Source organism: Phascolarctobacterium succinatutens YIT 12067, assembly GCF_000188175.1.
Classification (GTDB): domain Bacteria; phylum Bacillota; class Negativicutes; order Acidaminococcales; family Acidaminococcaceae; genus Phascolarctobacterium_A; species Phascolarctobacterium_A succinatutens.
In genome coordinates this window covers 1-11,205 of record NZ_GL830901.1, presented here as the reverse complement: position 1 = coordinate 11,205, position 11,205 = coordinate 1, and the positions used below count along the sequence as shown (strand labels likewise).

Sequence of the window (11,205 nt, the reverse complement as noted above, 5' to 3'; positions counted from 1 at the left end):
CATGCGGTTCATACCCGCAGTGTCCGCGGTTCGAATCCGTGCGCCGCCACCAACTGCAATTCAAGGCTTCCAAGAAATTGGGAGTCTTTTTTGTTGTCTGCAACAGGTAAATGGAATAAAAAATATTCTGCTTCGTATCATGTAAAATTTTTTGTTGGTTTTAATATTTTTACGTAAAAATAAATTGCAACAGTTTTCATACTTTTCTTGACTCATTAGTCTTTAAATGATATACTTGTAAACAGTAATAGTTACGAAAACAGATAATAATACAAAAAATACACATATTTGAATAAACATATGTAAAAATGACTGGTTTTGCCTATGGCGGACTTTGCCGAATTTTAATCTGTCATAGCTGTGATTGGTATATATTTTAAGGAGTGGTATGAGTATGCAGAAAAAAGATCTTTCCAAGTTAGTCCTGACAACCCTGTTGACCGGCAGCGTACTTTGGGGGGGGACAGCATTCGCTGCTGAAGAGAATTTACAGGAGTTTTCCTTGGACACTATGGTTGTTACCGCAACCAGAACGGCAATGACCGTTAAGGAAACCCCTTCGACCGTAGAGATTGTTGACAGCAAAAAGCTGGAGCAGACACAGGCTAAAACCTTGCATGATGCTTTAAAGGGCGCTTTGGGCGTTAATGTATTTAATGATTTCCAGGGACGCAGTAATGTCAGCATCCGCGGCAGTGAATCCCGTCACGTATTGATTATGGTTGACGGCAAGCGTTTAGGCGGCGAGGCTGCTTACAACTCTGCCAATGCCTGGGACGTAGACCGTATCCGTATGGAGGATGTTGAAAGAGTAGAAATTATTCGTGGACCGGCAGGCGCACTGTATGGCAGTGATGCAATGGGCGGTGTAATTAACGTTATTACCAAAACTCCGGACAAAACAACTGCTGATGTAAATTATGAATATGGCTGGTATGAGGACGGCAAGGGCGCAGGCTATAAAGGCAACCTGTATCTGCAAGGCGCTGAAGGCAACTATTCCTATAAAATCAACGCTGGCCTGAATAAAAACAGACCATATTTGGATCCCAAAGGCAGCGGAGATTCCATGAATTTCTATGGCAAGCAACAGCCGCTTTCTTTGAATGTAGGCTATAAGTTCGATAATGGCAATGAATTAAGCGTAGATTTCAGCAAAATCAAAGAGGACAACCAAAAGTCTACTACTACCAGAACACCCATGAAACCAGGTATCTGGCAGGATAAGGTTCAGACTATTTATAACGATAATAAGCGTACTGACTATGCTATTACTTATAGGGGTTCCGATGATAAGCAGGACTGGATGTTCAGAGCTTATAAATCAGTATTCGATAAGAACTACAAAAATCATAATCTTACGCGCATGACTATGTATGGGCAACCTGGTGAGTGGAAGCTGCAAGCGCCTAAGATTGATACTGTTAAACGTACTCTGAGCGTTATTGAAGGCAAGGACACCTTCAATCTGAGCGATAAGAACAAGCTGACTGCCGGTTTTGAATATCGTAAGGATCAGAGCGAAGGCACCCGCTTAAAGAAACCGAATACATCTTTGGCAGACGGTAATGCTCATGATGCTTATGACAAGGCAGCTATCAACTATCTGGCAGCATACGTTCAGGATGAATTCAGACCTGATGATAAATGGCTGATTATTCCTTCCGTACGTTTCGACCACAGTGATCAGTTCAGCAACAAGCTGACCAGCAACCTGGCTGCAACCTATAATGCTGCCGATGATGTACGTATTAAGGCTGCAATTGGTCAGGGCTATAAAACTCCGACTGTAAACGATTTGTACATTTTCTGGGAAATGTATGCTGCAAATCCGGGTGGTAAAGGCCAATTCTATGTTGGTAACCCTGATCTGAAACCGGAGAAATCCTTAAGCTATGAATTATCTGTTGAAAAGGACTGGGGCGACAGATCTACCGTTCATCTGGGGGTATTCAGAAGTGAAGTTAAGGATTTGATTAGCACCTATTGGACCGGTAAGTTGACAGATGATGATCCAGATTTGTATCCCGGCGTTAAAGGCGACCAAGTTATGGCGTACAAGAATATTCCCGAAGCAACTCTGCAGGGCGTAGAGCTGTACGGTTCTCACAGACTGGGCAAGAATATTTATTTGAATGCCGGCTACACCTTCCTGGATGCTAAAGACAAAACTAATGGAACCCGTCTGAAAGACAGAGCTAAGCATCAGGTAACCTTCGGTGTTTCCTATCAGCCGGAAAATATTTATGCTTGGGACCTGAGCTTTGACCTTGTATCTAACATCGGCTACTACTTCAATAATGGCGATAAGAGCACCATGGGCAACTTTGTTTACGAAACCAAGGACTTCACCATTGCCAATATCATGGCTTCCAGACATCTCAACAAGGATACCAAGATTTATCTGGGCATTGACAACATCAGCAATCACCAGAACTTTGGCCCGTATTCTGACGGCAATCTCGGTCGCTTGTACAGAGTTGGTATGGAATATAAATTCTAAACATAGCGGTAAAGTAAAAGAACAAATAAAGCAGGCCCGATGGCCTGCTTTGTTTGCCTAACGAGGAAGTATTATGAGAAAAATTTTCAGTTTCATTTTTACAGTTCTTATGGTATGCTTATGTATAAGCGGTTGCTCACCGCTAACCGGCAGCTCCGGTTCAGGCTCCGCAATAAAAATCACCGATGATAACCAGCGTATTGTTACCTTGAAAAAGGTGCCCGAAAGAATTGTTGTTCTGTCACCGTCTTTTTTAGAGCTGGTGGAGGCAGTAGATGGCAAGGTTGTTGGCCGTGCCAAAACACAGGTAGGCAAGGTGCCCGCTTTTGCCAAGGATGCTGCCGAGGTAGGCTTTATCTTTAATATCAATGTAGAAAAAATCGTGGAGCTGAAGCCTGATCTGGTAATTGCTTACAAGGGCATGCACGAGCGTTATCTGCATACATTGGAATCCAACAATATTCCAGTTGTTGTTCTGAATCTGAAATCCTATGAGGATGTTAAGCACAGCATGCTCACCATTGGCAAAATAATGCGTAAGGATGATAAGGCGCAGAAGGTTGTGGCAAATCTCGATAAGGATATCAATGCTACAGTAAGCAAGCTGCCTAAAAGCGAGCGTAGCGTAGCGATTCTGCACACCACCAGCATGGGCATTACTATGGAAAAGGAAACCAGCATTGCCGGCTGCTGTGCCAAAATGCTTAAATTACGCAACGTAGTGCAGGGAGAAACCAAGCCTGTCAGCGGACCGATGGGAACTCAGCCTGACAAGGCTCCCTACAGCTTAGAGGATTTGCTGGAGAAAAATCCGCAGGTAATTTTTATCACCTCTATGGGTGCGCCGCGTGATGCTGAGGGCAATCCCAAGCTGGAGATTATGAATAATGAAGCATGGCAATCTATCGACGCAGTAAAAAATAAGCAGGTATTTTTCCTGCCGGACGATTTGTTCCTGCTCAATCCGGGGTTAGAATATCCTAAGGCAGTGCGCTACATGGCAGCAAAAATGTATCCTGATACAGTAAAGGAGTAGGCTGATGATTGATTACGCAAAAAATATTCAGGCGTTTTATGAGCGCGATGATTATAAGGCTCTTGCCGGCCAATCGGGGGCAACTGCTGTTGAAGCAAGCTTCAAAGATCTGACCTATATTCCGCGCAAGACCAAACCGTTGCCGGGGATGATGGCCGGGACTATGCTGCAGGAGTTTGCTTTGCAGCCTGCGCAGCCTACGGCGCTGTATCTGCATATTCCGTTCTGCAATCTGCGCTGCTCCTACTGCAACTTTTACCGCAATCCCTTTGAGGCGGAGCAGGTGGAAGAATATGTGCAGGCGCTTTTGGCAGAGCTGGATTTCCTGCAGCAGCAGGGTGTATTTGCCAAACAAAGACCGGAAGCTGTTTTCTTTGGCGGTGGCACACCGTCGGTGCTCAATCCGGCGCAAATCAGTGCGCTGCTGAACAAAATTCACAGTGCTGCTAGCCTGGCGGATAATTGTGAGGTAACCTTTGAAAGCAGTATCTATGATTTATCGGCGGATAAGCTGGATGCCTGCATTGCCGGCGGCGTGAACCGCTTCAGCTTCGGCGTTCAGGCCTTTGATACGCATTTGCGCCGCTCCTTAGGCAGGCTTAATGCCAAGGAAGAGGTAACGGGCAAGCTCGAAGAGGCGGCAGCTAAAGGCGTCAAGGTTATTATCGACCTGATTTACGGCCTGAACGGCCAGACGCAGGCCATGCTGCTGAACGATATCGGAACTGCGCTGGCCTGCGGCGTGAGCGGTATGGATTTGTACAAGCTGCAGATTCTGCCTAAATCTCCCTTAGGTCAGGCGATTGCCAAGGGCAACATCAAATACGAATATAACGACAGAATGCTGGCGGAAATGTTCGTTGCTGCCGATGCGTTGCTTGCAGAGCAGGGGGCCAAGGCGCTGAGCTGCTGCCATTGGGCAATGCGCGAGGATGAACGCAGCGGTTACAATACGCTGGTGAAGAGCGGTGCGAATATCATTACCTGCGGTGCGGCCTGCGGCGGTCACATGGGAATGTATAACTATATGAAGACTATGGAACGAAGCGACTATGTAAAAAAGGCTACGTCCGGGCAGTACGCCGTTATGGGCATGGGCAAGCATAACGAAAATTATCTGCTGCTGGAAAAGTTGTCCGGACAGTGTGATGCGGGCAAGCTTGATTTTGCTTTGCTGAAGCAGTATAGCGATGCGGATTGGGAAAGCCTGCTTGCGCCGCTTTTGGAGCAGTGGGAGCTTTTGGACCTGCTTTACGCAGTGGATGGCAAGTATTACTTTACGGCGAAGGGAAAATATTACTATCGTCAGATGGACAGAGTGCTGCTGACAGCTGCGGAGTGCGCACTTTACGGCAAACCGGGACTGATGGAGCAGGCAGGCCAGAAGATGATGGGCATTATGAAGAATATGAAATAAAAGGAGTGTACTACTATGCAGGACATTTTAATCGTTTATGACAGCAAAACCGGTAATACGGAAAAGGTTGCCAAGGCTTTGGCCGAGGCTGCAGGCGAACGCTGCGTGCTGGCGCAGGTTGACGCTGCTCCGGCTGCGGATGACTTCGCTGTTGTTGTGGCAGGATACTGGGTTGACAAGGGCGCACCGAATGCGAAGATGAAAAAATATTTGGAGAATTTGCACGGCAAAAAGGTAGTGCTGTTCCAAACCTTGGGTGCAGACCCGGCGAGCGACCACGCTGTAAGCTCCCTAGTAAATGCAGGCGTATTAATGAACAAGGACTGCAAGGTACTGGGTACTTTATCTATCCGCGGTGCGATTGACCCGGCGCTGATTGCCATGATGCGCAAGATGCCGGCAGGCAGCCCGCACAGCCCCAGTCCCGAGAGCGAAGCCCGTTGGGCTGCTGCAGCCAGCCATCCGGATGTAGAGGATCTGGCGAAGGCCAAGAGCTTTATGCAGGGCTTTTTGGCTATGTATGACAAGTTTTTGAAGATGATGTAAGAGCAGTCCTTTATATAAGAACAGTGTTTTATAATGCGCAGTCGCAGTTTGGCTGCGCATTTATTATTGTAAAAGCATTTTAGGGCAGATAAATTTAAACGATGAACTAAAAGTGTAGAACTATTGACAAAATTGTGTCTTGCGTAAAGTTCGCTCATAGTGTACAATGGATGTAGTCATTAAATGCAATTTTGAAAGGAAGGTGCATTATGAAAAAATTATTAGTGCTCATCATGGCAGCTTTGATGATTCTTGCTATGGCTGTTGCAGGCTGTGGCGGCGATGACAAAAAAGCTGACAACGGCAGTACTCCACACAAGGAGAAGCTGGTTATCGGTACCGATGCCGATATCAACAACCTTAACCTGCAAAAACAACAGGACGCTGCCAACAACGTTATTCTGAAGAACACTCACCAGACTCTGGTATTCTTCAATAACGGCTCTCAAGGCAAGGAGCGTTTCGGCCCCGGTCTGGCTACCGACTGGAAGTTCGTAGATGATACCCATATCATCATGAACCTGCGTAAGGATGTATACTTCAACGACGGTAAAAAGACTCCGATGACTGCAGATGACGTTAAATTCACCCTGGATATGGCAATGAAAAACGTTATCAAATCCGCTCTGGCAGGCTATGTAAAATCTACCGTTAAAGACAAATATCAGATTGAAATCGAAATCAGCTCCTATAACAACGAGTTCATTCAATCTCTGTCCTCCGTTCCTCTGTCCATCCAATCCAAAAAGGCTTATGATGACGGCGTAAAAGAGCCGTGGCTTATCGGCACCGGCCCTTACAAATATGACAAATGGGTTCAAGGCGAATACTGCCGTCTGACCAAGGTTAAGGATTATTGGGGCAACAACCTGCCTGCAACCGAAAACTTTGCTCCCGGCGTATCCGATATCATCGAATTCCGTCCGATGATTGAGGCTTCTGCTCGCGTAATGGCTCTGCAGGCCGGCGAAATCGATGTATGCGTAAATCCGCCTATCAGCGATCTGAAATTCTTGAAGGATGACAAGAATATCACTGTTTACGAACAACCCGGTACCCGTCTGTTCTACTTCGCATTCAATGTTGAAAAGAAACCGTGGGATAACCAAAAACTGCGTCAGGCTGTAGCTTGCGCAATCGATAAGAAATCCGTTCTGGACGCTGCTCTGAATGGCAAAGGCACTCTGCAAAAAACCATTCTGAACCGTGGTCTGTGGGGCTTCTATGATGAAATGCCCGGCTATGACTACAATCTGGAGCGTGCTAAACAGCTGATGAAGGAATCCGGCGTAACCGGTCCTATCAAAACCACTCTGACCTATGCAACCGGCGCTCCCTATGAGCAGATTGCAACTGTTATCCAAGCTAACCTGGCACAAATCGGTATTACCGTAGATCTGGTTCCGATGGAGCAAGCTGCTCTGAAGGCTGCCTGCAAGGACGGCAAACAAAGCCTGTTCCTGTGGCGTTGGAACGAAGACTCCAAGGTTGACTTTGTATATCGCGACCTGTTCTACACCGGTTCCGGCTCCAACTATCATCACTTCTCCGATCCGAAGGCTGACAAGCTGATTGATGATGTTGCAACCCTGAAGGATCAGAACAAACGTATGGAAGCCGGCGTTGAGCTGCAAAAATACCTGGTTGACGAATGCCCGCAGGTTCCTCTGTACATTGCTAACCTGGTAGTTGCCTACAATAAAGACCTGAAAGGTCAATATTTCTACGGCGGCGGCAACCACGATTGGCGTCATGCTTATATCGCTAAATAATTTTGCTGAAAAATTTACAAAGGCGTAAAACAAGGGAGGCGTAGTCCTCTCTTGTTTTATCATAGCACCTTTTATTTGAGTTCTACGGAAAGGAGCTTTGTTGAATGCTTAAATATGTTGTCAACAGACTCCTCAGTTTGATTCCGGTAATTTTAGTAACCTCTTTTCTGATTTACTGGGCAATGAGTCTTACTGAGGGCGACCCCGCAATGATGATTGCCGGCGACGGCGCTTCGAAGGAAATGATTGATCAGATCCGCCATGATCTTGGTCTGGACCAGCCTTTCCTGCTGCAATATTTTAACTATATGAGAGGTATGCTTGTAGGTGATATGGGCAAATCCTATGTAACCAACAAGGACGTATTCCATACCTTCTTCCAATATCTGCCGAACACCCTGTATCTGGGTGGCGCTGCTGTTATTATCGCTACTCTGGTATCCATTCCTCTGGGCATCTACACCGCTATCCACCAGAACACCTGGAAGGATACCGCAGGCATGATTTTCGCTTTGTTCGGTACCTCCATGCCTAACTTCTGGCTGGGACTGATGCTGATTATTATCTTTGCTCTGCATCTGAGATTATTCCCGACCGGCGGCAACTTCGGCTGGAAGAGCCTGGTTCTGCCTGCTGTAACCGTAGGCTTCGGTCTGGCAGCTTTGATTACCCGTATTACCCGTTCCTCCATGCTGGACGTTATGCGTCAGGATTATATGACCACCGCGCGTGCTAAAGGCTGCAGCGAGCATCGTGTAATCTACAAGCATGGTCTGAAAAACGCACTGATTCCTATTATCACTGCTATCGGTCTGCAAATGTCTTTGGTTATCACCGGCTCCGTACTGGCTGAAACCGTATTCAGCTGGCCCGGTATCGGCCGTCTGGTATACGAATCTATTACCAGACGTGATATTCCGATGGTAACAGGTTCTATTATTCTGTGTTCTATTTTGATGTGCCTGATTAACCTGGTTGTCGATCTGGTATACGCATTCTTTGATCCGCGTATCAAGGCACAGTACAGCAAGAAGGGGTGAGGAAGATGGCTGCAAAGAAAAGAACTAAAAGACGCACCATGTTCCAGGAAACCTGGCATCGTCTGCTGAAAAATAAGGGCGCTGTAATCGGCATGGCCTTTCTGGCACTGCTGTGCGTCATCGCTCTGGTAAGTCCCTTGGTATTCAACTATGAAACCGACGTTATCGGTCAGAACCTGGCTATTAAGCTGCAGCCTCCCAGCGGGGAGCACTGGTTCGGCACCGACGAATACGGCCGTGACCTGTTTGCACGTGTTATGTACGGCGCACGCTATTCCATGGCTATCGGTATCGGTTCCGTAGGCTTCGGTCTGATTGTAGGTACTATTTTAGGCTCTATTGCCGGCTTCTACGGCGGCAAGGCCGATGATATCATCATGCGCGGTATTGATATTTTCTACTCCATTCCTAACATTCTGAAGGCAGTAGTAATCGTATCTCTGCTGGGCACCAGCACCATCAACCTGATTATTGCTCTGGCAATTTCCTGCGCAACCAACTATGCGCGTATCGTGCGTGCTTCCGTTATGACAGTGCGCGATTTGGAATATGTTGAATCCTCTTATGCGATGGGCCTGCCCACCTGGAAGATTATTCTCAGACATATCCTGCCGAACTGCCTGTCTCCGATTATCGTACAGACTACTCTGCTGATCGGTACTACTATTATTTCCGCTTCCTCCCTGAGCTTTTTGGGTATCGGCGTACCGGCGCCTGCTCCCGAATGGGGTGCGCTGCTTTCCGGCGGCAGAGGTCATATTCGTGATGCCAGCTACATTTGTGTTATTCCCGGTTTAGCTATTATGTTTACCGTATTAGCCTTGAACCTGTTGGGCGATGGCCTGCGCGATGCGCTGGATCCTAAGCTGAAGAAATAAGGGGGCTGCATTATGGATTTATTATTAGATATTAAGGACCTTGTGGTCCATTACGAAACAGAAGACAGCGATGTACATGCTGTCAACGGCATTGACATCGCTATCGGCAAAAAACGTACTCTGGGCCTGGTAGGCGAAACCGGTGCGGGCAAAACTACTACCGCACTGTCTATCATGAACCTTGTTCCGGATCCTCCGGGAGTTATCAAAAGCGGTACGATTAAGCTCGAAGGCAAAAACGTACTCGAAATGAGCGAGCGTGAGCTGGAGGAAATGCGCGGTAACGACGTGGCAATGATTTTCCAGGACCCGATGACTGCGCTGAACCCTGTTATGACCGTAGGCGAGCAGATTGCCGAAAGTCTGGAGCTGCACCAGAACCTTACTCCGGAGCAATCTCTGGAAAAGGCTAAGGATATGCTGAAGCTTGTTGGTATTGCCGAGGCAAGAGCCAACGACTATCCGCATCAGTTCTCCGGCGGTATGAAGCAGCGTGTAGTTATTGCTATAGCGCTGGCCTGCAGTCCCAAGCTGCTGATTGCCGATGAACCGACCACCGCACTGGATGTAACCATTCAGGCGCAGGTGCTGGAGCTGATGAAGGACCTCATCAACAACCGCGATATGTCCATGCTGATGATTACGCACAGCCTGGGTATCGTTGCCGAGGTTTGCGACGATATGGCAGTTATGTATGCCGGCCGTATTGTGGAGAAGGGCACTGTTGACGATGTATTCAACAACATGCGCCATCCCTACACCGAGGGCCTGTTCAACAGCTTGCCTAACCTGAAGGAGCAGGGCGAAATGCTGGAGCCTATCAAAGGCCTGATGCCCGACCCGGCGGATTTGCCGCCCGGATGCACCTTTGCTCCGCGTTGTCCCTATGCTACCGAAGCATGCTCTGCCTCTGTGCCTGAGCTGCATTCCGTAGATGGCAGCAAAACTCATTTTGTAGCCTGCCACGCTTATTCCAGACCCGGATTTGCTTTAAGGAGGAACCAAAAATGAGTAATGCTCCGCTGTTAGTTATTGACAATCTGTCCAAATATTTTAATACCGCTGCAGGTCAGCTGCACGCTGTCGATGGTGTAAGCTTTACTCTGGAGGAAGGCAAAACTCTGGGTATCGTAGGTGAATCCGGCTGCGGTAAATCCACCACCGGACGCTGCATTCTGAAGCTGATTGAGCCCACCAGCGGCAAAATCATCTTTCAGGGCAACGATATCACCAAGCTGAGCCGTAAGGAAATGCGCCCGCTGCGCCAGAAGATGCAGATGGTATTCCAGGATCCGTTTTCCTCTCTGGATCCGCGTGAAACCGTTATGCAGCTTATCAGCGAGCCTATTATCGAGCATAAGCTGATTAAAGGCAGGGAAGCGATTGAAGAACGCACTCTGGAGCTGATGCGTACCGTTGGTCTGGCAGAGCGCTATGCCAATGTATATCCGCATGAGCTGGACGGCGGCCGCCGTCAGCGTATCGGCATTGCCCGTGCTTTGGCTATGAATCCTAAAATCATTGTTTGCGACGAGCCTGTTTCCGCGCTGGACGTTTCCATTCAGGCGCAGATTCTGAACCTGCTCAAGCAGCTGCAAAAGGATTTGGGACTTACCTATATCTTCATCACCCATGACTTGTCCGTTGTAAAATATTTCTCGGATGATATTGCGGTTATGTATATGGGCACCATGGTAGAAAAAGCACCCGCTAATCTGCTGTTCAAAAATCCGCTGCATCCTTATACTAAGGCACTGCTTTCGGCAATTCCTCTGCCTATCGTGGGCAAGGATAAGCCTAAGCGTCAGGTTATCAAGGGCGAAATTACCGCTCCTATCAACCTGCCGGATGCCTGCCGTTTCATGAAGCGCTGCGACTGCCCTGTTGCCGGCGTTTGTGATAAAGGCAATCCTGTACTGCGCGAGGTTGAGCCGCAGCATTTTGTGGCCTGCTCCTGCGTAAAATAATTTATATTGAAAAAATGCATTAGTCCATTACTTGTGGTTGGGTCGA

The 11,205-nt window shown here is 47.7% G+C and carries 9 protein-coding genes; all 9 read left to right on the top strand.

What is annotated here, in order from left to right; translation table 11 throughout:
• Positions 1 to 394: 394 nt before the first annotated feature.
• The 9 genes from HMPREF9443_RS06670 (at position 395) to HMPREF9443_RS06630 (ending at position 11,159) form a co-directional block, all read left to right on the top strand.
• Entirely contained in the window at positions 395 to 2,503 is a 2,109-nt protein-coding gene (locus tag HMPREF9443_RS06670) for a TonB-dependent receptor plug domain-containing protein (protein ID WP_040565211.1), read from the top strand.
• Between the two features lie 109 nt (positions 2,504 to 2,612).
• Positions 2,613 to 3,539: an ABC transporter substrate-binding protein gene (locus HMPREF9443_RS06665; protein WP_187363707.1), complete on the top strand. Its 927-nt coding sequence runs from the start codon at positions 2,613 to 2,615 to the stop codon at positions 3,537 to 3,539.
• A 4-nt stretch (positions 3,540 to 3,543) separates the two neighbouring features.
• Positions 3,544 to 4,956 (top strand): radical SAM protein, encoded by a 1,413-nt coding sequence (locus HMPREF9443_RS10370; protein ID WP_009145794.1) that lies wholly within the window; start codon positions 3,544 to 3,546, stop codon positions 4,954 to 4,956.
• Between the two features lie 15 nt (positions 4,957 to 4,971).
• Entirely contained in the window at positions 4,972 to 5,502 is a 531-nt protein-coding gene (locus tag HMPREF9443_RS06655) for a flavodoxin family protein (RefSeq protein WP_009145793.1), read from the top strand.
• Positions 5,503 to 5,711: 209 nt separating this feature from the next.
• Positions 5,712 to 7,274, top strand: a complete 1,563-nt coding sequence (locus tag HMPREF9443_RS06650; RefSeq protein WP_009145792.1) for an ABC transporter substrate-binding protein — start codon at positions 5,712 to 5,714, stop codon at positions 7,272 to 7,274.
• A gap of 104 nt (positions 7,275 to 7,378) precedes the next feature.
• Positions 7,379 to 8,314, top strand: a complete 936-nt coding sequence (locus tag HMPREF9443_RS06645) for an ABC transporter permease (RefSeq protein ID WP_009145791.1) — start codon at positions 7,379 to 7,381, stop codon at positions 8,312 to 8,314.
• Positions 8,315 to 8,319: 5 nt separating this feature from the next.
• Positions 8,320 to 9,192 carry an ABC transporter permease gene (locus HMPREF9443_RS06640; protein ID WP_021720555.1) on the top strand — a complete coding sequence of 291 codons (873 nt, stop codon included), beginning with the start codon at positions 8,320 to 8,322 and terminating at the stop codon, positions 9,190 to 9,192.
• 12 nt (positions 9,193 to 9,204) lie between these two features.
• The gene (locus HMPREF9443_RS06635; RefSeq protein ID WP_009145789.1) at positions 9,205 to 10,203 is read left to right on the top strand and encodes an ABC transporter ATP-binding protein; all 999 of its coding nucleotides are present in this window, start codon (positions 9,205 to 9,207) and stop codon (positions 10,201 to 10,203) included.
• On the top strand, positions 10,200 to 11,159 hold the full coding sequence (locus HMPREF9443_RS06630; protein ID WP_009145788.1) for an ABC transporter ATP-binding protein: 960 nt from the start codon (positions 10,200 to 10,202) through the stop codon (positions 11,157 to 11,159). The genes HMPREF9443_RS06635 and HMPREF9443_RS06630 overlap by 4 nt, the downstream gene beginning before the upstream one ends.
• Positions 11,160 to 11,205: the final 46 nt, after the last annotated feature.

What these genes read in the sequence shown, in the direction of transcription:
- HMPREF9443_RS06645 (WP_009145791.1), top strand. Translation starts at nt 7,379, where the DNA reads ATGCTTAAATATGTTGTCAACAGACTCCTCAGTTTGATTCCGGTAATT.
- HMPREF9443_RS10370 (WP_009145794.1), top strand. Translation starts at nt 3,544, where the DNA reads ATGATTGATTACGCAAAAAATATTCAGGCGTTTTATGAGCGCGATGAT.
- HMPREF9443_RS06650 (WP_009145792.1), top strand. Translation starts at nt 5,712, where the DNA reads ATGAAAAAATTATTAGTGCTCATCATGGCAGCTTTGATGATTCTTGCT.
- HMPREF9443_RS06640 (WP_021720555.1), top strand. Translation starts at nt 8,320, where the DNA reads ATGGCTGCAAAGAAAAGAACTAAAAGACGCACCATGTTCCAGGAAACC.
- HMPREF9443_RS06655 (WP_009145793.1), top strand. Translation starts at nt 4,972, where the DNA reads ATGCAGGACATTTTAATCGTTTATGACAGCAAAACCGGTAATACGGAA.
- HMPREF9443_RS06635 (WP_009145789.1), top strand. Translation starts at nt 9,205, where the DNA reads ATGGATTTATTATTAGATATTAAGGACCTTGTGGTCCATTACGAAACA.
- HMPREF9443_RS06630 (WP_009145788.1), top strand. Translation starts at nt 10,200, where the DNA reads ATGAGTAATGCTCCGCTGTTAGTTATTGACAATCTGTCCAAATATTTT.
- HMPREF9443_RS06670 (WP_040565211.1), top strand. Translation starts at nt 395, where the DNA reads ATGCAGAAAAAAGATCTTTCCAAGTTAGTCCTGACAACCCTGTTGACC.
- HMPREF9443_RS06665 (WP_187363707.1), top strand. Translation starts at nt 2,613, where the DNA reads ATGGTATGCTTATGTATAAGCGGTTGCTCACCGCTAACCGGCAGCTCC.